General features: G+C 72.2%; 20 protein-coding genes and 1 tRNA gene. 7 read left to right on the forward strand and 14 right to left on the reverse strand.

Annotated features, from left to right (window positions below; genetic code table 11):
• Positions 1–43: 43 nt before the first annotated feature.
• Both ACIQU4_RS12790 and ACIQU4_RS12795 read right to left on the reverse strand, forming a co-directional pair.
• Complete coding sequence (locus ACIQU4_RS12790; protein ID WP_403728739.1) at positions 44–2,245, reverse strand: MMPL family transporter; 2,202 nt, start codon at positions 2,243–2,245, stop codon at positions 44–46.
• A 138-nt stretch (positions 2,246–2,383) separates the two neighbouring features.
• On the reverse strand, positions 2,384–2,986 hold the full coding sequence (locus ACIQU4_RS12795) for a TetR/AcrR family transcriptional regulator (protein WP_403728741.1): 603 nt from the start codon (positions 2,984–2,986) through the stop codon (positions 2,384–2,386).
• 173 nt (positions 2,987–3,159) lie between these two features.
• On the opposite strand from ACIQU4_RS12795, the gene ACIQU4_RS12800 reads away from it, so the two are divergent.
• Positions 3,160–6,483: a S41 family peptidase gene (locus ACIQU4_RS12800; protein ID WP_403728743.1), complete on the forward strand. Its 3,324-nt coding sequence runs from the start codon at positions 3,160–3,162 to the stop codon at positions 6,481–6,483.
• A 106-nt stretch (positions 6,484–6,589) separates the two neighbouring features.
• Here ACIQU4_RS12800 and ACIQU4_RS12805 read toward each other — a convergent pair whose 3' ends face one another.
• From ACIQU4_RS12805 to ACIQU4_RS12820, 4 genes are all read right to left on the reverse strand, one after another.
• Positions 6,590–6,769 (reverse strand): hypothetical protein, encoded by a 180-nt coding sequence (locus ACIQU4_RS12805; protein WP_403728744.1) that lies wholly within the window; start codon positions 6,767–6,769, stop codon positions 6,590–6,592.
• A gap of 76 nt (positions 6,770–6,845) precedes the next feature.
• Positions 6,846–7,739: an SDR family oxidoreductase gene (locus ACIQU4_RS12810; RefSeq protein WP_403728746.1), complete on the reverse strand. Its 894-nt coding sequence runs from the start codon at positions 7,737–7,739 to the stop codon at positions 6,846–6,848.
• Positions 7,736–8,677: an alpha/beta fold hydrolase gene (locus ACIQU4_RS12815; RefSeq protein ID WP_403728748.1), complete on the reverse strand. Its 942-nt coding sequence runs from the start codon at positions 8,675–8,677 to the stop codon at positions 7,736–7,738. Before ACIQU4_RS12815 ends, ACIQU4_RS12810 begins: the two co-directional genes overlap by 4 nt.
• Positions 8,674–10,209 (reverse strand): flavin-containing monooxygenase, encoded by a 1,536-nt coding sequence (locus ACIQU4_RS12820; RefSeq protein ID WP_403728750.1) that lies wholly within the window; start codon positions 10,207–10,209, stop codon positions 8,674–8,676. The genes ACIQU4_RS12815 and ACIQU4_RS12820 overlap by 4 nt, the downstream gene beginning before the upstream one ends.
• Positions 10,210–10,345: 136 nt before the next feature.
• On the opposite strand from ACIQU4_RS12820, the gene ACIQU4_RS12825 reads away from it, so the two are divergent.
• Positions 10,346–11,053, forward strand: coding sequence for a MerR family transcriptional regulator (locus ACIQU4_RS12825; RefSeq protein WP_403728752.1), 708 nt, complete (start codon positions 10,346–10,348; stop codon positions 11,051–11,053).
• Here ACIQU4_RS12825 and ACIQU4_RS12830 read toward each other — a convergent pair.
• Complete coding sequence (locus ACIQU4_RS12830; RefSeq protein ID WP_403728753.1) at positions 11,035–11,838, reverse strand: exodeoxyribonuclease III; 804 nt, start codon at positions 11,836–11,838, stop codon at positions 11,035–11,037. The genes ACIQU4_RS12825 and ACIQU4_RS12830 overlap by 19 nt on opposite strands.
• 38 nt (positions 11,839–11,876) lie before the next feature.
• Here ACIQU4_RS12830 and ACIQU4_RS12835 point away from each other — a divergent pair, with 38 nt between their 5' ends.
• From ACIQU4_RS12835 to ACIQU4_RS12855, 5 genes are all read left to right on the forward strand, one after another.
• Positions 11,877–12,371, forward strand: coding sequence for a GNAT family N-acetyltransferase (locus ACIQU4_RS12835; RefSeq protein WP_403728755.1), 495 nt, complete (start codon positions 11,877–11,879; stop codon positions 12,369–12,371).
• Between the two features lie 88 nt (positions 12,372–12,459).
• Positions 12,460–12,870 (forward strand): SseB family protein, encoded by a 411-nt coding sequence (locus tag ACIQU4_RS12840; RefSeq protein WP_403728757.1) that lies wholly within the window; start codon positions 12,460–12,462, stop codon positions 12,868–12,870.
• The gene (locus ACIQU4_RS12845; protein WP_403728759.1) at positions 12,870–13,433 is read left to right on the forward strand and encodes a hypothetical protein; all 564 of its coding nucleotides are present in this window, start codon (positions 12,870–12,872) and stop codon (positions 13,431–13,433) included. The genes ACIQU4_RS12840 and ACIQU4_RS12845 overlap by 1 nt, the downstream gene beginning before the upstream one ends.
• Entirely contained in the window at positions 13,433–18,082 is a 4,650-nt protein-coding gene (locus ACIQU4_RS12850; RefSeq protein ID WP_403728761.1) for a putative T7SS-secreted protein, read from the forward strand. The genes ACIQU4_RS12845 and ACIQU4_RS12850 overlap by 1 nt, the downstream gene beginning before the upstream one ends.
• The gene (locus tag ACIQU4_RS12855) at positions 18,075–18,806 is read left to right on the forward strand and encodes a hypothetical protein (protein ID WP_403728762.1); all 732 of its coding nucleotides are present in this window, start codon (positions 18,075–18,077) and stop codon (positions 18,804–18,806) included. Before ACIQU4_RS12850 ends, ACIQU4_RS12855 begins: the two co-directional genes overlap by 8 nt.
• Positions 18,807–18,950: 144 nt before the next feature.
• On the opposite strand, the gene ACIQU4_RS12860 is transcribed toward ACIQU4_RS12855, so the two are convergent.
• The 7 genes from ACIQU4_RS12860 to galU all read right to left on the reverse strand — a co-directional run bounded on the left by ACIQU4_RS12860 (position 18,951) and on the right by galU (position 24,308).
• Positions 18,951–19,024, reverse strand: a tRNA-Ala gene (locus tag ACIQU4_RS12860).
• A 76-nt stretch (positions 19,025–19,100) separates the two neighbouring features.
• Positions 19,101–20,126 carry a hypothetical protein gene (locus ACIQU4_RS12865; protein ID WP_403728763.1) on the reverse strand — a complete coding sequence of 342 codons (1,026 nt, stop codon included), beginning with the start codon at positions 20,124–20,126 and terminating at the stop codon, positions 19,101–19,103.
• A gap of 155 nt (positions 20,127–20,281) precedes the next feature.
• Complete coding sequence (locus ACIQU4_RS12870; protein ID WP_385589397.1) at positions 20,282–20,872, reverse strand: GNAT family N-acetyltransferase; 591 nt, start codon at positions 20,870–20,872, stop codon at positions 20,282–20,284.
• A gap of 17 nt (positions 20,873–20,889) precedes the next feature.
• Positions 20,890–21,411: a molybdenum cofactor biosynthesis protein B gene (locus ACIQU4_RS12875; RefSeq protein ID WP_403729594.1), complete on the reverse strand. Its 522-nt coding sequence runs from the start codon at positions 21,409–21,411 to the stop codon at positions 20,890–20,892.
• A gap of 95 nt (positions 21,412–21,506) precedes the next feature.
• A complete protein-coding gene (gene moaC, locus ACIQU4_RS12880) occupies positions 21,507–21,986 on the reverse strand; it encodes a cyclic pyranopterin monophosphate synthase MoaC (RefSeq protein ID WP_403728764.1) in 480 nt (159 codons plus the stop codon).
• Between the two features lie 74 nt (positions 21,987–22,060).
• Positions 22,061–23,401: a gephyrin-like molybdotransferase Glp gene (gene glp / locus ACIQU4_RS12885; protein ID WP_403728766.1), complete on the reverse strand. Its 1,341-nt coding sequence runs from the start codon at positions 23,399–23,401 to the stop codon at positions 22,061–22,063.
• A gap of 4 nt (positions 23,402–23,405) precedes the next feature.
• Positions 23,406–24,308: a UTP--glucose-1-phosphate uridylyltransferase GalU gene (gene galU, locus ACIQU4_RS12890; RefSeq protein ID WP_403728768.1), complete on the reverse strand. Its 903-nt coding sequence runs from the start codon at positions 24,306–24,308 to the stop codon at positions 23,406–23,408.
• Positions 24,309–24,330: the final 22 nt, after the last annotated feature.

Consider the following 24,330-nt stretch of genomic DNA (forward strand, 5'->3'; position numbering starts at 1 on the left):
GGGATCAGGTGCGGGGCCGGGCCGATGCGGAGCGGGGCCGGGGTCAGGCGTTGACCAGCTCGCGGTCCTTGTCCGGGCCCTCCGGGGACTCGGCGGAACCTTCGAGGTGCTTGCGCAGGCTCTCGCCCTCCACGTCCACGTTGGGCAGCAGCCGGTCCAGCCAGCGCGGCAGCCACCAGGCCTTGTGGCCGAGCAGCGCGAGCACCGCCGGGACGATCGCCATGCGGACGACGAAGGCGTCGAAGAGGACGGCGATCGCGAGACCGAAGCCGATCATCTTGATCATCTGCTCGCTGGCGCCGATGAAGCCCGAGAACACCGCGATCATGATGACGGCGGCCGCCACGACCACCCGCGCGCTGTACTGGAAGCCGGTCACGACGGCCTGGCCCGGACGCTCGCCGTGGACGTACGCCTCACGCATGCGGGTGACGAGGAAGACCTCGTAGTCCATGGCCAGACCGAAGACGACGCCCACCATGAAGATCGGCATCATGCTCATGATCGGACCGGTCTGCTCCACCCCGAAGAGCGAGCCGAGCCACCCCCACTGGAAGACCGCGACGACCGCGCCGAGGGCGGCGACCACGGAGAGCAGGAAGCCGAGGGCCGCCTTGAGCGGAACCAGGATGGAGCGGAAGACCACCATCAGCAGCAGGAAGGCGAGGCCGACCACGAGCGCCAGGTAGGGCAGCAGCGCGTCGTTCATCTTCTGCGAGAAGTCGATGTTCATGGCGGTCGCGCCGGTGACCATGACGTCGTCACCGCTGCCGTCGCGGATCGTGTGGACCAGGTCCTCGGTCCGCGTGGAGGACGGACGGTCCTTCGGGATGACGGTGATCATCGAGGCGTCGCCGGCCTCGTTGGGCATCGGCGGCATGACCGCGGCCACGTCCCCCAGGCCCTTGATCCGGTCCACCGTCTTGTCGGCGAGCGCCTTGTCCCCGTCCACGACGACCATCAGCGGGCCGTTGAAGCCCGGGCCGAAGCCGTCGGACAGCAGGTCGTACGCCTTGCGCTGGGTGGTGGACACAGGCTGGGCGCCGTCGTCCGGCAGGCCCATCTCCAGCTTGCTCGCCGGGATGGCGATGGCGCCGAGGCCGATCACGCCGACGAGCAGCACCATGACCGGGCGGCGCAGGACGAAGCGGGCCCAGCGGGTGCCGCCGTTGGGCTTGGGCTCGGCGCCGGCCGGCTTGCCCTTGCCGAACAACTTGCTCTTCGTACCGGCCGGCAGGACCTTCTTGCCCGCGAAGCCCAGGATGGCCGGGACCAGCGTCAGCGCGACGAGGACGGCGATGACCACGGTGCCCGCGGCCGCGAAGCCCATCTTGGTCAGCATCGGGATGTTGACGACGGCCAGGCCCACGAGGGCGATGACCACGGTGAGACCGGCGAAGACGACGGCGGAGCCTGCGGTTCCGGCGGCCCGGCCCGCAGCCTCGTCCCGCTCCCGGCCCTCGGCGAGCTCCGCACGGTAGCGGGAGACGATGAAGAGGGCGTAGTCGATGCCGACCGCGAGGCCGATCATCATCGCGAGGGTGGAGGTGGTGGAGCCGAGGTCCAGCACGTTGGCGAGCGCGGTGATGGAGGAGACGCCGATGCCCACACCGATGATCGCGGTCAGCAGCGGCAGCCCGGCCGCGATCAGCGAGCCGAAGGTGATGACGAGCACGATCGCCGCGATCAGGATGCCGACGATCTCGCCGGAGCCCGTCTCGGGGGCCGTCATCAGGGCGTCGCCACCGATCTCGACGGTGAGCCCGGCGGCCTTGGCCGCGGTGCCGGAGTCCTTGAGCGCGTCGCGCACCTCGTCCTTCAGCTCCATGCCGCTGACGGTGTACTTGACGCTCACGTACGCGGTGGAGCCGTCCTGGCTCACCGCGTGGGCCTCGTACGGGTCGGTGACCGAGGCGACCTGGGCCTTGCCCGGACCGTCCTTCAGGTCGGAGACGATCTTCTCGACCTCGGTCTTGTTCTTCCCGTCGTCGACCGAGGAGCCCGCGGGCGCCTTGACGACGATGCGGGCGGTGGCGCCGTCGGCGGCCATGCCCGGGAACTTCTTGTCCAGCACGTCGAAGGCCTTCTGGGCCTCCGTGCCGGGTATCGAGAACGATCCGGAGCTGGGTGCGGACGCCGTTGCCGCGCCGAAGCCGGCGGCGAACAGCAGCGCCACCCAGAGGAGGGCGACCAGGCCGCGGCGCCGGAAGGCGCCCCTGCCGAGTCGGTAGAGGAAGGTGGCCACGGAGGCGGTTCTCCCGTTCAGGTCGTGGTGGATCCGGGACGGATCAGGGCGTGGAGAGCCGGCCCGACGACGAGAGCGGCGTGTCAGGAGCAGCGGGAAGGAGTCGCGGGAAGGACTCGCGGGAACGAGTCGCGGGACTCAGACGCCGAGGGCGGGGAAGACCACGGAGTCGATGAAGTGACCGAGGAAGGCGCGGTCGACGGACCGGTCCTCGATCAGCGGGAGCGCGATGAACGCCCCGATGAGCATGTGGGGTACGAAGGGAACGGCCGGACAGTCCGGGGCGATCTCTCCCCGGTCGACGGCCCGCTGCAGCATCGCCTGGAGACCGGTGATCTCCGGGTCGACCAGCAGTTCGCGCAGTGCCTTGTGGAGTTCCGGGCTCTCGTGGACCGCATGGGTCAGGCCCCGCATCAGCGCGGTGTCCTTCGCCATCTGTGCGTCGTCGGAGTGCTGGACCATGAGCCCGAAGTCCCCGCGCAGGCTGCCCGTGTCGATCTCCCGCAGGGACATCGGCTGGGTGCAGCGCAACGCCCTGGCGACCAGCTCGGGCTTGCTCCCCCACTGGCGGTAGAGGGTGGCCTTGCTGGACTTGGTACGGGCGGCGACCGCGTCCATGGTCAGCGCCTCGTAGCCGACCTCGCGCAGGAGGTCGAGGACCGCCTCGTGGAGCTCGGCCTCCCGCTCGGGGGTGATCCGGCTGCGCCGCGACGAGACCTCCGGCGAGACTTCTTCGGACATCTCCGGCACCTCCCATCCGAACGAAACTGTTTCGTACACCGATGACGATACCCCTGCGGCCAGCGAAACGAAACCGTTCCGTTTCGCTTCGGCGCGTGGCATGGATCACCTGTCGCGGACATGGATCACCTGTACGAGTTGCCAGGGCCCCTCGGCGCGGAAAGCATTGTGGGGTGAGTCACGACGGCGCGTACCTCCGCTTCCCGCACCTCCACGACGATCTGCTGTGCTTCGCGACCGAGGACGACCTCTGGGTCGCCCCGCTGGTCCCCGAAGGCGAGACGCCCGGCCGGGCCTGGCGGATCACCGTCGACCGGACCAGGGTCGGCCACCCCCGGTTCTCCCCCGACGGCCGGCACATCGCCTTCACGAGCTGGCGCAGCCTCGACCCCGAGATCCACCTCGCCCCGGTGGCCGGCGGCCCGGCCCGCCAGCTCAGCCACTGGGGCGCCACCGACACCCGGGTCTGCGGCTGGACCCCGCCCGACAAGGACGGCCGCAGCGACATCCTCGCCGTGTCCTCGCACGGCCAGCCCTTCTCGTACTACGCCTGGGCCTACAGCGTGCCGACCGACGGCTCCCCCGGCGGCAAGCTCCCCTGGGGCCCGGTCTCCGACATCGCCGTCCATGAGGACGTCCCCGACGGGGAGGGCGCGGGCGAGCGGCGCACCCTGCTGCTGACCGGCAAGCCCCCGCACGAGCCCGCCGCCTGGAAGCGCTACCGCGGCGGTGCCACCGGCCGGCTGTGGCTGCACGGCAAGCGGCTGCTGGAACACATCGAAGGCCACCTCGACGCCCCGATGTTCGTGGGCGGCCGGATCGCCTTCCTCTCCGACCACGAGGGCATCGGCAACCTGTACTCCTGCCTGCCCGACGGCACCGATCTGCGCCGGCACACCGACCACGAGGAGTTCTACGCCCGGCACGCCTCCAGCGACGGCTCCCGCGTCGTCTACCAGTGCGGCGGGGACCTCTGGCTCGTCGACTCGCTGGCCCCCGAGGCCGTCCCGCGCCGGCTCCGGATCCGGCTGGGAGGTCCGCGGGCGGGCCGCCGTACGTACCAGGTCCCGGCCGCCAGCCACGTCGACTCGCTCTCCGTCGACGCCACCGGGCGGGCCAGCGCGGTCGTCATCCGCGGCAGCCTGTACTGGCTCACCCACCGCGACGGACCGGCCCGGACCATCGCCGACACCCCGGGCGTACGGGTGCGGCTGCCCGAGATGCTCGGGAGCAGCGGGCAGGTCGCGTACGTGACGGACGCGGAGGGCGAGGACGCGATCGAGATCGCCTACCTCCCGCGGGCCTCCGGGGACCGGGAGCCGCGCCGGCTGGCCTCCGGCGAGCTGGGCCGCGTACTGGAACTGCTCTCCGATCCGGACGGGGAGCGGCTCGCGATCGCCTCCAACGACGGGCGGCTGCTGCTCATCACCGTGCCCGACGACGAGGCCGGCGCCTCGGGCAGCGAGGAGTCCGACAGGGAAGTCACCGAGCTGATCCGGTCCATCAACGGGCCCGTCACCGACCTGGCGTTCTCGCCCGACGGGGCCTGGCTGGCCTGGTCGCACCCGGGCATCGGGCGCTCGCTGCGGCAGATCAAGATGGCCCGGATCTCCGGCCCCGGCCCGCGCTCCATCGTGGACGTCACCAACGGCCGCTTCGAGGACGAGAGCCCGGTCTTCACCCGCGACGGCCGCTACCTGGCCTTCCTCTCGTGGCGCGGTTTCGACCCGGTGTACGACGTGCACACCGGCGACCTGTCCTTCCCGCTGGGCTGCCGCCCGTACCTGGTGCCGCTGTCCTCGGCGACCCCCTCGCCGTTCGCGTTCACCCCCGACGGGCGCCCGGCGGCGGGCGGACTCGACCCGGGCGAGGGCGAGCCCACCGAGGGCGAGGGCGCGGTCATGGTGGAGGTGGAGGGGCTGGAGAGCCGCGTCACCCCGTTCCCGGTGACGGCGTCGAAGTACTCGGCCCTGTACCCGGTCAGCGGAGGCGGGCTGGTGTGGCTGCGCTGGCCGATCTCGGGCGCGCTCGGCGAGACCTTCGCCAACCCGACCGACACCAGCGGCAAGCCCACGCTGGAGCACTTCGAGATCACCAAGGCGCGCAAGAGCGAACTGGCCTCCGGGCTGGACTGGTTCGCGGTCAGCGGGGACGGCACCCGGCTCGTCATCAACGACGACGGCGACCTGCGCGCGGTCCCGTCGACCGAGTCCGGCGACAGCGACTCCACCGTCTACCTGGACCTGCGGCGCATCCTGCACGAGGTGGACCCGGCCGCCGAGTGGCGCCAGGCCTTCGAGGAGGCCGGCCGGCTGATCCGCGCGTACTTCTGGGAGCCGGGCATGTGCAACATCGACTGGGACGGGGTGCTGCGCCAGTACCGCCCCCTGGTCGAACGGGTCGCCTCGCCCGACGAGTTCGCGGACCTGCTGCGCGAGGTGCTCGGCGAGCTCGGCACCTCGCACGCGTACGTCTCCCCCGCGCGCCGCAACGAGGGACCGCCGCACTACCACCGGCCCATCGGGCTGCTCGGCGCCAACCTCGTCCCGCGCGAGGAGGGCTGGGTGCTCGCGCGGATCCTGCCGGGCGAGTCCTCCGACTCCAAGGCCCGCTCCCCGCTCGCCGGCACCGGCATCCGGGAGGGCGCCGTCCTCACCCACGTCGACGGGCGGCCGGTGGACCCGGTGGCCGGGCCCTATCCGCTGCTCTCGGCGGCCGGCGGCACCACGGTCGAGCTGACCTTCAAGCCCGCAGAGGGCGAGGGCCGGGCCCGGCGGGTGGCGATCGTGCCGCTGATCGACGAGCGGCCGCTGCGCTACCAGGACTGGGTGTCCAAGCGGCGCGCGGTGGTCCGCGAGGTCAGCGGGGGCAAGTGCGGCTACCTGCACATCCCCGACATGGGCGGCTCGGGCTGGGCGCAGTTCAACCGGGACCTGCGGATGGAGATGTCCCGGCCCGCGCTGATCGTGGACGTACGCGGCAACGCGGGCGGGCACATCAGCGAGCTGGTGGTGGAGAAGCTGACCCGCTCGATCCTCGGCTGGGACCTGACGCGCAACGCCCAGCCGGTCTCGTACGCCTCCAACGCGCCCCGCGGTCCGATCGTGGCGCTGGCCGACGAGGCGACCTCCTCGGACGGGGACATGATCACGGCGGCCTTCAAGCTGCTCGGGCTCGGGCCGGTGGTCGGCCAGCGCACGTGGGGCGGGGTGGTCGGGATGACCGGCCGGCACACCCTGGGCGACGGCACGGTGATCACGGTGCCGATGAACGCCGCCTGGTTCCCGGAGTACGGGTGGTCGGTGGAGAACCACGGCGTGGAACCGGACCTCGCGATCCTGCGGACCCCGCTCGACTGGGCGGAGGGGCGGCACGCGCAGCTGGACGACGCCGTGTTCCTGGCGCTGGAGCTGCTGGAGCAGGAGCCGGCCGCGGTGCCGCCCGGGTACGCGGACGTACCGGACCTGCGGCGTCCGAAGCTGCCGCCAAGGCAGTAGGGCCGCCGGGGAAGCAGGGGCATCGGGACGTGCAGAAGGGGCGCGGTCCGTGGATTCACGGACCGCGCCCCGTCCTGCTTGCTCAGGGCGTCCGGGCGTCCGGGCGTCAGAAGTCCCAGTTGTCGTCGAGCTCGTCGTGGACCTTGTCCTTCTTCTTGGCCGGCTCGGAGGCGTGCGCACCGCGTTTGGACGCCTCGTCCTTCGCGCTCCTGCCGGCCTCGTCGGCCTTGTCGGCCTTGTCCTTGAGATCGCGCGCCTTGTCCTGGAACTGGTCCTTGATGCCCATGCTGTTCACTCCTGGAGGGGTGTAGGGGACCGGGCTGCGACCAGATTTGCACGAGGGGACAAAGCTCGCATTTCGATCAATGACGCTCCGTGCCCGGCGTCCGCTCCTTCTCGTCTGCGGCGCCCCCGGCGCCCACCAGTCCCCGGGAGACGCTCGTCAGCCTGGGCTCGAAGCGCTTCATCTCCCGCTGTCCGACCGTCGCGATGATCCCGGGCAGGTAGCCGCGCACGCCCTGCATCCCGCGCAGCCACCACTGCGCGTACACGTGCGGCGAACGCCGCTCGATGCCGGCGACGATCCGGTCCACGGCCGGGCCCAGCGGGTACGTGCGGTTCGACGGCCACGGCAGCCGCTGCCGCAGTTCCCGCATGACCTCGTCCTGGTCGGCCCCGCGCACCATGTCGGTGTCGGTCCAGGAGAGGTAGCCGACGCCCACCTTGACGCCCTTGTGCCCGACTTCGGCGCGCAGGCAGTGCGCGAAGGCCTCGACGCCGGATTTGGAGGCGCAGTACGCGCTCATCATCGGCGCCGGCGTGATCGCGGCGAGCGAGGCGATCTGGAGGAAGTAGCCGCGGCTCTCGGCCAGTACGGGGAGGAAGGCGCGGGCGGTGACGGCGCCGCCGATCAGGTTGACCTCGATCACCCGGCGCCAGGCCTCGGGGTCGGAGTCGGCGAACGGCCCGCCGGCGGCCACGCCCGCGTTGGCGACGACGATGTCGACCTTGCCGAAGCGCTGCTTGACCTCCTCGGCGACCCGGGCCATGGCCTCGTGGTCGGTGACGTCGGCGTGCCAGTGGTCGCTGTCGGTGTGCAGCCGCTCGGAGACCTCCTTGAGGGCCTCGGGCTCCAGGCCCACCAGCGCCACCTTCGCGCCGCGCGCGGAGAGCTTGCGGGCGAGGAGTTCGCCGACCCCGCGTGCCGCACCGGTGACGACGGCGACCTGGCCTTCCAGACTCCTGCTCGCGCTCACGGCGTCTTCTCCTTCAGCTCGTTCGTCGGGGTCGTCGGGGTCGTCAAGTGGACGGTCAGCTCGCGTACGGCGGCGGTGACGGCCTCGGGAGCCTCGATCGGGGTCATGTGCCCCATGCCGGTCAGCTCGGTCAGCCCCACGCAGTGCGGCAGAGCGGCGGCGAGTCCCCGGGCGTGCACGATCGGGGTGAGCCGGTCGTTCTTGCCGCCGATCACGGCGGTGGGCACGGTGAGCGCCGCGAGGTTCGCCTCCAGGTCCAGCCCGGCCAGTACCTCGGACCAGGCGTACCGGACACCGGTGGGGCAGGCGTGCACGATACGGGCGCAGGCCTCGACCTTGTCGGGCGCGGAACCGGGGCCCATGGTGGCGTACTTCAGCACCCGCTTGGCGACCGGCGTGACGGGCCCGAGAGGGGCGCGCACTCCGAGGACCGCGCCGGTGATACGGGTCCGTACGCGCCCGGGGCGCAGAGGCACGACCAGCGCCTCCGCGACCAGCCGGGCGCTGCCGGTGCTGCACAGCAGCGCGGCGGCGGCGTGCTCGGCGAACTCCGGCCGCCCGGCGGCGGCCATGATCGTCATCCCGCCCATGGAGTGCCCGGCGACGACCGCCCGCTCGCCGGGGGCCAGGGTGGACCGAAGGACGGCGACGAGGTCGTCGGCGAGGGCGTCGGTGCCGTAGCGGGAGGCGGCGGGGCTGCGCCCGTGCCCGCGCTGGTCGTACGCGATGACCCGGTGCTCCTTGGCGAGCTCCCGGATCTGCGCGGCCCAGAACGCGGTGGAGCAGGTCCAGCCGTGGGCCAGCACCACGGCCGGTGCGCCCTCTTCCCCGTGCTCCTCCACGTGCAGCCGCGCCCCGTCTGCGGAGACCGCGACCAGCTCGCGCCGAGCGACGGGCGGGGCGTACCGCCCGGAGCTGACGTACGCGGGCCGGCTCACGCGGCGCCCTCCGCGTGTGCGGCCGCGCCGGGGACGCGCTCGGCGTCCCGGAGCCGGATGACCTCGTACTCGGACAGGTCCACGCTCCGCGTCTCCTTCCGGAACTCGCCGGTCGTGCCCGGCCAGACCGTCGTGTTGCGCCCCTGCGCGTCCAGGTACCAGCTGGTGCAGCCGCCGGTGTTCCACACGGTCCGCTCCATGCGGGTCTGGACCCGCCGGTTCCACTGGTTCACGGCCGAGGGCCGGGGCGCGAGCGCGACCTGCCCGCCGAGCACACCCAGCTGTCGCAGGTAGTCCGCCATGTAGTTCAGCTGCGACTCGATCATCAGGATCATCGAGCTGTTGCCGAGCCCGGTGTTCGGCCCGATGATCGTCATCCAGTTCGGGAAGCCCGCCGCCGTCGCCCCGCGCAGCGACTGCATCCCGTCCTTCCAGTGGTCCGCCAGCGTCCGTCCCTCCGCGCCCACCACCCGGTCCGCGATCGGCATGTCCGTGACGTGGAAGCCGGTGCCGAAGACGATCGCGTCGGCCTCCGTCTCCGTCCCGTCGGCGGCGACCAGCGTGTTGCCCCGGATCTCCCGGAGCCCGGAGGCGACCAGGTCCACATTGGGCCGGGCCAGCGCCGGGTAGTAGTCGCTGGAGAGCAGGATCCGCTTGCAGCCGATCCGGTACGAGGGCGTCAGCTTGGCCAGCAGCGCCGGGTCCTTGATCGAGCGCGCCATATTGGCCTTGGCCAGCGATTCGATGAGCCCGAGCTGGTTCGGCCGCTTGGTGAAGGCGCTGACCTGGAGCTCCCGGATCCCCCACAGCAGCCCCCGGCGGGCCGCCCGGGTGAACGGCAGCTGCCGGTGCAGCCAGCGCTCCGCGCCGCTGATGGCCCGGTCGGTGCGGGGCATCACCCACGGCGCGGTCCGCTGGAACAGCGTGAGCCGCCGTACGCCGGGGGCGATGGCCGGCACGATCTGGATGGCCGAGGCGCCGGTGCCGATCATGGCGACGCGCTTGCCGCGCAGGTCGTAGTCGTGGTCCCAGCGCGCGGAGTGGAAGACCTTGCCGGGGAACTCGGCGAGCCCGGGGATCTCCGGCATCTTCGGGTCGGACAGCGGCCCGGTGGCGGAGACCACGACGTCGGCGGTGAGCTCCCCGGCCGAGGTCTCGATCTCCCACCTCAGCCGGTCGGCGTCCCAGCGCATCAGCCGGACCTCGGAGTTCAGCCGGACGTGCGGGCGCAGCCCGAAGGTGTCCGCGACGTGCTCCAGGTACGCGCGGATGGCCGGCTGCCCGGAGAACGTCCGGGGCCAGTCGGGATTGGGCGCGAAGGAGAACGAATAGAGATGGGAGGGAACGTCGCACGCGCACCCGGGATAGCTGTTGTCGCGCCAGGTCCCGCCCACGGAACCGGCCCGTTCCAGGACGACGAAGTCCGTGATCCCCTCGCGCCGCAGCCGTACGGCCGCGCCCAGCCCGCCGAACCCGGACCCGATCACCGCCACTCGTACGTGCTCGCGCCCACCACCCATGCCACCGCTCATGCCCGCCGCCTTCCGCAGCCCCACAGCGCAACACTGCCAGCAATCACTGGCACAATCGGGAGAGTAGAGCAGCACCGTACTCATGGGTAGAGGTCACGCCCGGAAAGTTACTGTCGGTACGCCATAGGCTGCGCCTGTGGAAGACACGGAAGCGGGAACGACAGTGCGTGAATACCGTACGGAGGAACTGGCCGAGGCGGCCGGCATCCCCGTCCGCACCCTGCGCTTCTACCGCGAGCGCAAGCTCCTCCCGCCGCCGCGCCGCGAGGGCCGGATCGCCTGGTACGACGACCACCACCTGGCCCGGCTGCGCACCATCGCCGCCCTGCTGGAGCGCGGCCACACCCTCGGCGGCATCGCCGAGCTGACCGCCGCCTTCGAGAACGGGCGGGACGTCGGCCAGCTCGGCGAACTGCTCGGCATCGGCTGGTCCGAGGAGACCCCCGTACGGCTGACGCCGGAGGCCCTCGCCGACTACTTCGAGGGCGAGGTCACCCCGGAGAACCTGGCGGCCTCCCTGGACCTCGGCTACCTCGCCACCGACGGCGACGAGATCGTGCACGTCAGCCGCCGCCTGCTGGACGTCTCCTCGGCCCTGGTCCGTGAGGGGATCCCGCTCTCGGCGGTGCTGGAGACGGGCCGCCGGGTCCGCGAGCACGCCGACGAGATGGCGGTCCTGTTCACGGAGCTGATCTCGACCCACCTGACCGAGGAGGCGCTGGCGCGGCTGCGCCCCCTCGCCAAGAGCGTGGTGGAGGCGGAGCTCACCATGGCGATGGACCGCCTCCTGGCCTCGGGGGCGCCGGCGGGGGGCCCGTCGGGGGCTCAGGACCCCAGCTCGTAGACCACGGTCACGGGCGCGTGGTCGGACCAGCGCTCCGGGTGCGTCTCGGCCCGCTCGACGAACGCCTTCACGGCCCTGGCGGCCAGCCCCGGCGTCGCGACCTGGAGGTCGATGCGCCACCCGGCGTCGTTGTCGAAGGCCCGCCCGCGGTAGGACCACCAGGAGTACGGCCCCTCGGTGTCGGGGTGCAGACTCCGTACAACGTCCACGTACCCGGCGGCGGCGTACACCTCCCCGAGCCACTCCCGCTCCTCGGGCAGGAAGCCGGCGTTCTTCCGGTTGGTCTTCCAGTTCTTGAGGTCGGCTTCCTGGTGACAGATGTTCCAGTCACCACAGACGACGACCTCGCGCCCGTCCCCGGCCGCCCGCGCCCGCAAGGCGCTCAGATAGGGGAGGAACTCCCCCATGAACCGATACTTCTCGTCCTGCTTCTCGGTCCCGGCCTCGCCGGAGGGCAGGTAGAGGCTGGCGACGGTGACACCCGGAAGATCGACCTCCAGGTAGCGCCCGCTCGTGTCGAACTCCTCGCTCCCGAATCCCACCTGCACCCGCTCGGGCTCGCGGCGCGTGTAGAGCGCGACCCCGGCCCGCCCCTTGGCGGCGGCCGGCGCGAACACGGTGTGCCAGCCGTCGGGCGTGCGGACCTCCTCCGGAATCTGCCCCTCCTCGGCCCGCACCTCCTGCAGGCAGACCACGTCGGCGTCCGACCCGGCCAGCCACGGGGAGAACCCCTTCTTGGCGGCGGCGCGGATCCCATTCACATTCACGGAGGTCACAGTGAGCATCCCCGCACCATAACGGGAGCGTTCCGTACGATGTTCTGATGTCTCACGGGATCCAGCTCCACGCCCTGCCGTACGACCACCCGGACGCGCTCAAACTCAACGACCAGGTCCAGCTCGAATACCAGGCGCGCTACGGCGGTGAGGGCGATGTCACACCGCTCGACCCGGCGATGTTCGCCTCGCCGAACGGCCTGTACCTGCTGGCGTACGACACCATCGGCGCACCGATAGCCAGCGGCGGCTGGCGCAGCCAGGACGAGAACGACGAGGGCTACTCGGACGGCGACGCCGAGCTCAAGCGCATGTACGTCGTCCCCGAAGCCCGCGGCCTGGGCCTGGCCCGCCGCATCCTGGCCGAACTGGAAGCCGACGCCCGAACGGCCGGCCGCACCCGCATGGTCCTGGAAACGGGAGACCGGCAACCGGAAGCGATAGCCCTCTACTTCTCCTCGGGCTACGCCCTCACCGAAAAGTTCGGCCACTACCGCACCTACGACTCCAGCCGCTGCATGGCCAAGCCGCTCCAGCCGTAACGCAAGCCCGCCCCGTGCGAGGAACCGGTCGGGGGGCGGCGGACGTGTCCTTCTGCGAGATCCGATCTCGCGAAGGGGGTTGTGCGTCGTGGAGCTGACCGCAGAGATCGCCGCGATTCGTGGGGGTGGGGGCGACCCGGCGCGTCTGGTGGGCGAGTTCCGCCGTGCCGCCCTGTTCGTCCCGCTCGCGGTGGGCGACGACGGGTCCCACGGCGGCCTGATGTCGGCCGTCACGGGCGGCATCCGCTGGTTCTACGCCTTCACGGACGAGGATGCCCTGGCCCGGTTCGCGGTGGCGCGCGCCGACGCGGACCGCCCGTGGGAATACCTCTCGATCCTCGGTGCCCGTCTCACCGACGCCGTGGTTCCGATGGTCGACGGACCGGCGGGCGTGGCCGTCAACGTGGCCGACGAGGACGGCTCGATGTTCTTCCCGCCGGTGTCGGGCATCGTCCCCGACGCCTACGCCGTGGACATCGACCGCAAGGGCGCCGCCTGATGGCGGGCGACGGCGACCTCGAAGTCTCCCCCGACGCGGTCAAGGCGGTACAGGACGGCCTGCGCTCGGCGATCTCGGAGCTGCGCGAATCGTCGGACGCCGCGGGCGCCTCGCAGGGCGCGGGTTTCAGCGACCTGGCCATGACGGGGATGGAGGCGGGTCACATGGGCCTGTCCAAGGACTTCGAGGACTTCTGCGAGCGCTGGGAGTGGGGCGTGCGGAGCCTCGTGCAGAACGCCAGCACCCTCGCGCAGTCCCTCGGTATCGCGGCCGGCACGGTGTGGGAGGAGGACCAGTACGTCCAGGGCGCCTTCAAGGTCGCCGTCAACGCCGCCTACGGCAACCCGCACGCCACCGACGAGGAGATAGCGAAGAAGGGCTGGGGCGACATCTTCTCGGCGGACGTCTACAAGCCCGACTACAGCGCGGAGTCGTTCGAGAAGGGCGCCGAGGACATCAAGAAGACCTGGTCGGACACGAAGGACACCGTGACCTCCACCGGGAAGATCGGTTCGCTGAAGGACCTGCTGGACCAGGCCGACGGCAAGCGGGGCGATGGCTGATGGGAATCGGCGACTTCATACCCGATCCGGTCGAGGACTGGGTCGAGGACCGCGCCGAGGACGTCGGCGACGCGATCGAGTGGACCGGCGACAAGCTGGCCGGGCTCGCCGACAAGGCGGGCCTGGACGAAGCGGGCGACTGGATCCGCGACAAGAGCCGCTCGGCCGCCAACCAACTGGGAGCGGACGTCTCCGAGCTGGAGCTCGGCCAGACCGACGACCCGAAGAAGCTGGTCTACGGCAGTGTGTCCAAGATCCGGGCGCAGGTCTCGCACCTGAGCGACTTCGAGCGCTCGTTCACGCTGGTCGGCAACGGTCTCAAGGGCATGGCGGAGCCCGACGGTCTCAAGGGCAAGACCGCGGACACCTTCCGGGAGAAGGTGGCCAAGGAGCCGCCGCGGTGGTTCAAGGCCGCGGAGGCCTTCGGGAAGGCCGCGGACGCGATGAGTCGCTTCGCGGACACGGTGGAATGGGCACAGGGCCAGGCCAAGGAGGCCCTGGAGGACTACGAGAAGGCCAAGAAGGCCTCCACCGACGCCCGCAACGCGCACAACGACCGGATCGAGAGCTACAAGGACGCCGTCAAGGCGAAGAAGGACCCGCTGCCGCCGAAGCCGACCGGGGACTTCCAGGACCCCGGCAAGGCCATGGCCACGGCCGCCCAGGACAAGCTCGACAGCGCGCGCAAGCAGCGCAACGAGGTCGCGCAGACGACCAGTACGGCGGTGCGCGCGGCGCGCGACGCGGCTCCGCCGAAGCCCTCGTACGCCAAGCAGCTCGGTGACGGCCTGGACTATCTGGACCTCGCCCGGACCCACCTCGCGGGCGGTGTCGTCAAGGGCACGGCCGACATGGTCGACTTCGCCCGCGCGCTGAACCCGTACGACATCTACAACATCGCCCACCCCGCCGAGTACCTGACCAGCCTGAACTCCACGGCCGCGGGTCTGGTCACCGCCGTCAACGATCCGTGGGGCGCGGGCAAGCAGATGCTCGACGAGTTCATGAAGGACCCCTCCGAGGGCATCGGCAAGCTGATCCCTCAGCTCCTGGCCGACAAGGGCCTGGGCGAGCTCGGCGCGGGCGCGAAGGGCGTCAGGGACCTCGAACACCTCGACGACGTCAAGAAGGGCCCGGGCCGCACCGGCCTGGGCGAGCACGGCCCGCACCCGGGCGAGCGCCCCGACCTGGAGAAGCCCAGCAAGTACACCGACCCCGTCGACCTCGCCACCGGCCGGATGTTCCTGCCGCAGACGGACGTGGTCCTGCCCGGCACCCTTCCCCTGGTCTTCACCCGCCGCGCGGAATCCGGCTACACGGCGGGCCGGTGGTTCGGGCCGGCCTGGTCGTCCACGGTCGACCAGCACCTGGAGATCGATGCGGAGGGCGTCGTCCTGGTGACCGAGGACGGCCTCGTCGTCGGCTACCCGCACCCGGCGCCCGGCCTCCCGGTCCTGCCCTTGTCCGCGTCGGCGCCGCACCACCCGCTGGAGCGGACCCCGGACGGGGACTGGACGCTGACCGACCCGGCAACGGGCCACACCCGCCGCTTCGGCCCGCCGGTGGACGGCACCGAGAACGGCATCGCGCCGATCTCCCAGCTGGAGGACCGCAACGGCAACCTGATCGCCTTCGAGTACGACGCCCGCGGCACCCCCCTGGGCATCGCCCACTCCGGCGGCCACCACCTGCGCTTCGAGACCGCCGGCGGGCGGATCACCGCCCTGCACCTGGGCGGCGGCCCGCGCATCCTCGCGTACGGCTACACCGACGGCCACCTGACCGCGATCACCAACTCCTCCGGCCTGCCGCTGCGCCTGACCTACGACGACCGTGCCCGCATCACCTCCTGGACCGACACCAACGGCAGCCGTTACGAGTACGCGTACGACGACCTGGACCGCTGTGTCGCGGAGGCCGGCGAGGCGGGCCACTTCGCCCTCACCTTCGGCTACGACGAGGTGGACGCGACGACCGGCCTGCGGGTGACGCGCATGACCACCGCCGACGGTCACACCCGCCGCTACCTGTTCGACGAGCGCTGCCGCGTCCTCGCCGAGACCGACCCGCTCGGCGCGGTCACCCGCTACACCTACGACAGCCGGGGCCGGCAGACATCGAGCACCGACCCGCTCGGCCTCACCACGCACAGTACGTACGACGACCGGGGCCTGCTCGTCTCGGTCGTCCGCCCGGACGGCCGGGAGGCGCGAGCGCAGTACAACGCGCTGGGCCGCCCGGTGAAGGTGATCGCCCCGGACGGCACCGTGACCCGCCAGACCTTCGACGAGCGCGGCAACCGCACGTCGGTCACCCGGGCCGACGGGTCCGTCACCCGCATCGCGTACGACGAGCGCGGCCACGTCAGCGCGGTCACCGACGCGCTGGGCGCGGTGACCCGGGTCCGCACCGACCGGGCCGGGCTGCCCGTCGCGGTCACCGACCGGCAGGGCGGCACGACGGCGTACGAGCGCGACGCCTTCGGACGTACGACCGCGGTCACCGACCCGCTCGGTGCGGTCACGCGCATGCGGTGGTCGGTGGAGGGGAAGCCGCTGCACCGCAGCACCCCGGACGGCGGCCACCGTTCCTGGACCTACGACGGCGAGGGCAACTGCCTGACCCGTACGGACGGTCAGGGCGGCGGGCCGGTGCGCTTCGAGTACAGCCACTTCGACGTTCTCACCGCCCGTACCGACGCCGACGGCACGCGCCACGAGTACACGTACGATGCCGGGCTGCGGCTCACGGGAGTACGCAACCCGCAGGGTCTGACCTGGGAATACGCGTACGACGCGGCGGGGCGGCTCGTCGCGGAGACGGACTTCGACGGCCGCGCGCTCGGTTACGCGTACGACGCCGCCGGCCGGCTCACCGGCCGCAGCGACGGGCTCGGGCAGACGATCGCGTACGAGCGCAACGCGCTGGGCCAGGCCGTCCGCAAGGACGCCGCCGGCGAGGTGACGACGTACGAGTACGACGTCTTCGACCAGCTCGCGGTCGCGGTGCGCGGGGACTCCGTACTGACCCGGCTGCGCGACCGGACGGGCCGGCTGCTGGAGGAGACGGTCGACGGCCGCAGGCTCACCTACGCGTACGACGCCGCGGGCCGCCGCACCGGCCGGACCACACCGACGGGGGCCACCGCCACCTGGTCGTACGACGGCACGGGCCGCCCGGGCGCCCTGACCACCGCGGGGCGGCGGATCGGCTTCACCCACGACGCTGCGGGCCGCGAGCTCACCCGTACCTACGGCGACGTGGTCACCCTGAGCAACGCCTGGGACGGGGCGGGCCGGCTGACGGACCAGCTGCTCACCGGCGCCGGCCGCGGCGTCCTCCAGCGCCGCGGGTACACCTACCGGGCCGACGGGGTCCTGACCGCGATCGACGACCTGCTGGCCGGTCCGCGCACCTTCGGCCTCGACCCGCGCGGCCGGGTGACGGCGGTGCGGGCGGAGAACTGGACCGAGCGCTACGCCTACGACGAGGCGGGCAACCAGTCCTCCGCCTCCTGGCCCGGCTCCCACCCCGGCGGCCAGGACGCCACCGGCCCCCGCTCCTACGAGGGCACCCGGCTGATCACCGCGGGCCGGGTCCGCCACGAGTACGACGCCCTGGGCCGGGTCGTGCTGCGCCGGAAGGCCCGGCTCTCGCGCAAGCCCGACACCTGGCGGTACGAGTGGGACGCCGACGACCGCATCACGGCCGTGACCACCCCGGACGGCACGCACTGGCGGTACACCTACGACGCGCTGGGCCGGCGCACGGCGAAGGAGCGGATGACGGCCGACGGCCTGGGGGTGGCCGAGCGCACGGTCTTCACCTGGGACGGAAACGTACTGTGCGAGCAGGCCACCACCACGGCGGACGGCGCCCACGAGGTCGCCGTGACCTGGGACCACCGGGGCCTGCAGCCGCTGGCGCAGACGGAACGGATCCTGACGGCGGCCCAGGAGGTGGTGGACGAACGGTTCTACGCCATCGTCACCGACCTGGTGGGCGCGCCCACCGAACTCGTCGACGAGCGGGGCGGGCTGGCCTGGCGCAGCCGGTCGACCCTGTGGGGGTCCACGGCCTGGAGCCGGGACGCCACCGCCTACACCCCGCTGCGTTTCCCCGGCCAGTACTTCGACCCCGAATCGGGTCTGCACTACAACTACTTCCGTACGTACGACCCCGAGACCGCCCGCTACCTGAGCCCCGACCCGCTGGGCCTCGCGCCGGCGCAGAACCCGTCGGCGTACGTCTCGAACCCGCACCAGTGGTGCGACCCGTTCGGGCTGGCTCCGTACTCGGACAGCACCCGGACGGCGCAGGGCGTCGACCACCAGCTCAACGAGGCGGAGAGCGGCAAGGAGAACCACTACCTGTCGGGCATCGGGGGTGACGAGGCGAAGCTGGAGAAGTACCTGAAGGGCCAGCTGCGCGCGCCGGCCAGCTACGTGGACGATGCGTCGGGGGCCCGGATCATCATCGACCGCGGCCTCAGGGACGGAGACGGCAACCCGGTGGTGATCATCCGCCAGGACCATATGATCCACGCCTACCACATCGAGGAGAAGGACATCTCGAACTACATCACTCCGCGAGACGGCAAGGATGCGGCGAAGTGGCGAACCCCGAAACCGGATGAAGTCAATGAGTAGCGAAGGCCCCACCGGGGCGCAACAGTGGCCGGGCTACCGCTCGAAGCCGTCCTACGACCCCGGCCAGAGCCTGGTCTTCCCCGCCCCGGTGCCCGCGGACCTGCGGGCGCTCGGGCAGGAGGTCCGGGCGGCCGACTGGCCGGTGCGGCTGGCCTTCCGCGCCTCGCGGATCGCCCAGCTGGACACCTTGTGCCGCTGGCAGACCCTGCGCGCACTCGCCTACGTGCACGCGCTGGCCTCCGGGGCGGCGGACGCCCGGCTGCTGAGCGACCTGCGGGTGGTCCCGGGGCCGGAGACGGCCGGCGATCCGGCGCTGTCCGAACTGCCGGCCCGGCTGGAGCGGTACGCCCTGGCCCTCCCGCCGGACCTCGTGGACGCGGTCGTCCGCGACGCCGGCGGGCTGCTCACGGACAACCGGTTCACCGCGTCCGTACTGGCGGCCGGGCTCTGCGCCGATTCCCGCCCGGCAGACACGGACGAGGCGGTCTCCCGCGCCGTGGTGCTCACCAGCTACTGGTACGAGACCCCGGCCCAGCGCGGCGCCCTCGCCCTGGCGTGGAGCGCCAACCTGTTCGTCCGCTCCTGGCTGTGGTGGTCGGCGAGCTTCGCGTACGGCGATCCGGCGGGCGGCATCGGCATCACGACGGACCCGCGCCCGGCCCGCCCGTCGCCGTCCGCCCTCCCGGCCTGGGCGGCCCCCCTGCTGGACCGGGCCACCGGCTGATCAACCGGCTGCCGGGCAGGGCCCGTTCGGGCCCTGCCCGAGGCACTCCCCGCAAACGCCCCGCAAACGCCGAGATCCCGCCCGGTCTTTCGACCGGACGGGATCTCGGGACGTTTCCGAGAGCTACTCGAAAACTGTCGTTTGTGGACCTGTGGGGATTTGAACCCCAGACCCCCTCGATGCGAACGAGGTGCGCTACCAGACTGCGCCACAGGCCCTTGCGACGTGTGAAACATTAGCATCCCCGCGCTGGTGCTCCAAAACCGATAGCGGGGAGCGTCCGCGCAGGTCCGGTCACTCGTTCGCGGCGCGGGGGCGGTCGTCGCTCTCGTACTGGTCGAACAGTGGCGTGCGGCCGCGGCCCTGGCCGCGCGGGCGGGCGTTGGGGTGCGGCTTCTGGTCCGGCTTCGCCTCGGGCTTCGCGGCCGGCGAGGGCTGGGCCCGCAGCCGGGGGTCCGTCGGCTCGGCCGTGCTGGAGCGGGTCGCGCTCCAGGCGTCCGGGGTCACCGGGCCGGTGGCGCGCGGGGCGACCGGGGCCGTCACGTACGTCGGCAGCGGGACCGGGACCGGCTCCCAGCTGTCACCGCGGGCGGGGCCGCGTTCGCGCTCGCGCTGCTGGTCCACCCACTCGGCGTGGTCGGTCTGCTCGACCAGCGCGCGCCGTCCGGCCTCCTGCGGGGAGACCGGTGGCGCGGGGTCCGGTTCGGATCCCGCGGTCGCCTCCGGCTCGCGGCGGCGCGGGCGGTTCTCGCGCAGCTGCCGGGCGGCGGCCTCGGCGCGCCGCCGGTCCATCGTGAACTCGTAGCGGCGCCGCTCCTGGACCCGCAGGTGCACGATGTACGTGCTCAGCAGCAGGGCGGGCACGGCGGGCGCCCAGAGGTAGCCAAGGCCGCCGACCGCGGCGACGATCGCGCCGAGCGTGAAGATCAGGAAGAGGAGCGCGGTGGTGCGCCGGCGGCGCGCGAGCACCTGGAGGCGCTGCTCGCGCCGGTGCCGCTCCGCCACGGCCGACCTCGGTTCCGCCCTGGTCGGGGGTACGACGACGGCCCGGGCGTCGGCGTCCACGGAATTCACCGTTTCCGTCGCGGCGTCCGGGTCCGCGCGGTGCTGGGGACCGGCCTCTTGGTCGCCGCGTTCACGCAGCCCCTTGGCGTAACGGCGCTCCATTCCCGCCCGGCCGGAAAGCAGCCGAATGGCAGTGGAGAAGCGTTCCGTCGGACGGGCTTCGTTCAGCTCGTCCTGCCTCCGGAGCCACATGGGCACCAAGTAGGCGGCCCAGGCCCCGACAATGACTGCGTAGATGAGGCCGCTGCTGCTCACACCTCATACCGTAGAGGGGCGCGGCCGGGCGGATCCGCCAATTGGGCCGGTGTGTCGCGCGAAACCGGCTGATATCACGGACTTTTTTTGTGATTCTTCGGATCAGGTTATGGGCGAATCGGTTCCGCCCTCCGGTAATTCGAACAGTTATTCGTTTATGCGCGAGCCCGGTGCCATCGGCGCAGCAGTCCCTCCGGGACCTCCTCCGCCGTCAGCGCGTACACGAGGTGGTCGCGCCACGCGCCGTCGATGTGGAGGTAGCGCGGCCGCAGCCCCTCCTCACGGAAGCCCAGCTTCTCCACGACCCGCCGGCTCGGCCCGTTCTCCGGTCGGATGCACACCTCGATCCGGTGCAGCCCGACCTTCGTGAAGCAGTGGTCCACGGCGAGCGCGACCGCCGTCGGCATCACGCCCCGGCCCGCCACCTCGTGGTCGACCCAGTAGCCGACGTGGCCCGCGCACATCGAGCCCCAGGTGATCCCGGCGACCGTCAGCTGGCCGACCAGGCGCCCCTGGTACTCGATGACGAACGGCAGCATCCGCCCCGCGTTCGCCTCGGCCCGCAGATGGCGGACCATCTGCCGGTACGTCGGCCGGTGGATCACCGGCCCCCAGGGCGCGGGCGGCGGAATCGTCGCCTCCCACGGGCGGAGCCAGTCGCGGTTGCGCCGGTTGACCTCGCGCCAGGCGCTTTGGTCCCGCAGTTTTATCGGCCGGAGCGTGACGTCGCCGTCGGTGAGCACCACCGGCCAGGAGGGTCCGTTCAGCTCGCGCTCCCGTAAGGCTCCGCCGGTCTGGGGTGGTCGCCGCCCCGGATCTGGTCCACGGCGTGCGGCAGGATCCGGGCCAGGACGGCCAGGCCGTCGCGCACCCCGCCCGTCGAGCCCGGCAGGTTCACGATCAGGGTGCGCCCGGCCACGCCCGCCAGCCCCCGGGACAGGGCCGCGGTCGGCACCTTCGCCAGGCCCTCGGCGCGGATGGCCTGCGGGATGCCCGGGATCTCGTAGTCCAGCACCCGCGCCGTGGCGTCCGGGGTGCGGTCGGTCGGCGAGATGCCGGTACCGCCGGTGGTCAGGATGACGTCGTACCCGGCGGCCACGCCCTCGCGCAGCGCCCGCTCGACCGGATCCCCGTCGGGGACGACCCGAGGGCCGTCCACCGTGAAGCCGAGCTTCTCCAGCCCCTCGGCCAGCAACGGCCCGCCCCGGTCGGCGTACACGCCCGCCGAGGCGCGGTTCGAGGCGGTGACCACGAGCCCGCGCAGGGCGCGCTCGGGCTCGCGCACCTCGCCCGCCGCATCCGGCTCCGCGGCCGCGACCGCCCCGCTCCCGCCGGCCGGTACGGGCACGTGGCTGAAGGCGTCGCCGCCGCGCGGGGCGTTCACGCGCGCGTCCAGTCGCCGGACTTCCCGCCGGTCTTCTCCTCCACCCGGACATCCGTGATGACGGCGCCCTTGTCGACGGCCTTCACCATGTCGATCACGGTGAGCCCGGCGACCGCGACGGCCGTCAGCGCCTCCATCTCGACGCCCGTACGGTCGGTCGTCCTGACGGTGGCGAGGATCTCTACGGCGTCGTCGGCGACCGACAGGTCCACCTTCACGCCGGACACGGCGAGCGGGTGGCAGAGCGGGATCAGGTCGGGGGTCTTCTTCGCGCCCATGATCCCGGCGATCCGCGCGGTGGCGAGGGCGTCACCCTTGGGCACGCCCTCGCCGCGCAGCAGCTCGATCACCCGCGCGGAGACGAGCACGCGCCCGCTGGCCCGTGCCGTCCGCGTCGTGACGTCCTTCTCCGAGACGTCCACCATCCGGGCCGCGCCGGCCTCGTCGATGTGCGTCAGCCTGCTGTGCGTGCTCATAGGTTCGTGCCGCTCCCGCTCCGGGCCCCGCAAGGGCCTGTGTGGTGCAACACGCTACCCGCACCGGCCGTACTTCAGCCGAGCAGGACCACTTCGAGCTCGGCCCCCGGCTCCACCGAGGTGACGTCCTCCGGTACGACCATCAGGGAGTCGGCGTGGGCCAGTGCCGCGATCAGGTGGGAGCCCGATCCGCCGACCGGGCTGACCGTGCCGCTCTCCGCGTCGTACTTGCCGCGCAGGAACTGGCGGCGGCCGGCCGGGGAGCCCAGCGCCTTGTCGGCCTTCAGGGCGGCCCGCACGCTGGGCCGGCTGACGTCCGCCAGGCCCATCAGCGCGCGGATCGCGGGACGCACGAACAGTTCGAAGGAGACGTAGGAGGACACCGGGTTGCCGGGCAGGGCCAGCAGAGGGGTGTGGTCCGGGCCGATCGTGCCGAAGCCCTGCGGCTTGCCGGGCTGCATCGCGAGCTTGCGGAAGTCCATCCGCCCGCCGTCGGCCTCCTCGTCCGTACTGCCCACCGAGGACAGCGCCTCCTTGACCACGTCGTACGCGCCGACGCTCACGCCGCCCGTGGTGACCAGCAGGTCCGCGCGGATCAGCTGGTCCTCGATGGTGGAGCGCAGGGTCTCGGCGTCGTCGGCCACGGCCCCGACCCGGTAGGAGATCGCCCCGGCGTCGCGCGCGGCCGCGGCCAGCGCGAAGCTGTTCGAGTCGTAGATCGTCCCCGCGGCCAGCGACTCGCCCGGCTGGACCAGCTCGCTGCCGGTGGACAGCACGACCACGCGCGGGCGCGGCCGCACCCGTACGGTGCCCCGCCCGATGGCGGCGAGCAGCGCGATCTGCGGCGGCCCGAGCACCGTGCCCGCGGCCAGCGCGAGGTCCCCGGCCTGGACGTCGCTGCCGCGCGCGCGGACGTGGGCCCGCGCCTCGGCGGCCCGGTGCACCCGCACCTCGCCACCGGCGCCCTCGGGGGCCGCGCTGGCCGGGGTCATGCCGGCCGACGCGCCGCCGCCCGTACCGCCGTCGGTCCACTCGACCGGTACGACGGCTTCCGCGCCCGGCGGCAGCGGGGCTCCGGTCATGATGCGGGCGGCCTGGCCGGGGCCGACGGTGGGCAGCTCACCGCTGCCCGCCGCCACGTCCCCGACCACCGTCAGCACCGCGGGGAACTCCTCGCTCGCACCCTGGACATCGGCCGTGCGGACGGCGTACCCGTCCATGGAGCTGTTGTCGAAGGGCGGGAGGGCGACGGGCACGGTGACGTCCTCGACCAGGACACAGCCCTGGGCGTCGAGCAGCTGGAGCTCGATGGGCTCCAGCGGCCGGATCGCGGCGAGGACGTCCGCGAGGTGCTCGTCGACCGACCACAGGCGCTGGGTGCCGTGGCCGGAGTCCTGCGGTGCGCGGCTGCTCAAGGTCCTACATCTCCTCCGTGACGTAACGGTGAAGCCAGGTGCGGAACTCCGGGCCCAGGTCCTCACGCTCGCACGCGAGGCGGACGATGGCCCGCAGGTAGTCCCCGCGGTCCCCGGTGTCGTAGCGGCGGCCCCGGAAGACCACGCCGTGCACCGGGCCGCCCACGGTCTCGTCGGCGGCCAGCTTCTGCAGGCCGTCGGTGAGCTGGATCTCCCCGCCGCGGCCCGGCTCGGTCTCCCGCAGTATGTCGAAGATCGCGGGGTCGAGGACGTACCGACCGATGACCGCGTAATTGCTGGGCGCGTCCTGCGGGTCGGGCTTCTCGACGAGCCCGGTGATCCTGACGACGTCCTCGTCGTCCGTGGCCTCGATGGCGGCGCAGCCGTACAGGTGGACGTTGGCGGGGTCGACCTCCATGAGGGCGATGACCGTGCCGCCGCTGCGGGCGTGGACGTCGGTCATCTGGCGCAGCAGCGGGTCGCGCGGGTCGATCAGGTCGTCGCCGAGGAGGACGGCGAAGGGCTCGTCGCCGACGTGCGGCTCGGCGCACAGGACGGCGTGGCCGAGGCCGCGCGGGTCGCCCTGGCGGACGTAGTGCATGGTGGCCAGGTCGCTGGACTCCTGGACCTTCTTGAGCCGGTCGTCGTCGCCCTTGGCGATGAGGGCCGATTCCAGCTCGTAGTTGCGGTCGAAGTGGTCTTCGAGTGCGCGCTTGTTACGTCCTGTGATCATCAGGACGTCGTCCAGGCCGGCCGACACGGCCTCCTCGACCACGTACTGGATGGCCGGCTTGTCCACGACCGGGAGCATTTCCTTGGGCGTCGCCTTGGTCGCCGGAAGGAAGCGGGTGCCGAGACCTGCGGCCGGGATCACGGCCTTCTTGATCACAGGGTGCAACTGATTCATGGGCAGAACGATAGTGGGTCGC

Origin of the sequence: Streptomyces sp. NPDC090741 (assembly GCF_044769045.1) — a bacterium.
GTDB lineage: Bacteria > Actinomycetota > Actinomycetes > Streptomycetales > Streptomycetaceae > Streptomyces.

Bases quoted from the DNA above. Each gene is read 5' to 3' on its own strand.
- ACIQU4_RS12795 (WP_403728741.1), bottom strand. From the start codon at position 2,986: ATGTCCGAAGAAGTCTCGCCGGAGGTCTCGTCGCGGCGCAGCCGGATC.
- ACIQU4_RS12805 (WP_403728744.1), bottom strand. From the start codon at position 6,769: ATGGGCATCAAGGACCAGTTCCAGGACAAGGCGCGCGATCTCAAGGAC.
- ACIQU4_RS12820 (WP_403728750.1), bottom strand. From the start codon at position 10,209: ATGAGCGGTGGCATGGGTGGTGGGCGCGAGCACGTACGAGTGGCGGTG.
- ACIQU4_RS12830 (WP_403728753.1), bottom strand. From the start codon at position 11,838: ATGCTCACTGTGACCTCCGTGAATGTGAATGGGATCCGCGCCGCCGCC.
- ACIQU4_RS12835 (WP_403728755.1), top strand. From the start codon at position 11,877: ATGTCTCACGGGATCCAGCTCCACGCCCTGCCGTACGACCACCCGGAC.
- ACIQU4_RS12845 (WP_403728759.1), top strand. From the start codon at position 12,870: ATGGCGGGCGACGGCGACCTCGAAGTCTCCCCCGACGCGGTCAAGGCG.
- ACIQU4_RS12850 (WP_403728761.1), top strand. From the start codon at position 13,433: ATGGGAATCGGCGACTTCATACCCGATCCGGTCGAGGACTGGGTCGAG.
- ACIQU4_RS12855 (WP_403728762.1), top strand. From the start codon at position 18,075: ATGAGTAGCGAAGGCCCCACCGGGGCGCAACAGTGGCCGGGCTACCGC.
- moaC (WP_403728764.1), bottom strand. From the start codon at position 21,986: ATGAGCACGCACAGCAGGCTGACGCACATCGACGAGGCCGGCGCGGCC.
- galU (WP_403728768.1), bottom strand. From the start codon at position 24,308: ATGAATCAGTTGCACCCTGTGATCAAGAAGGCCGTGATCCCGGCCGCA.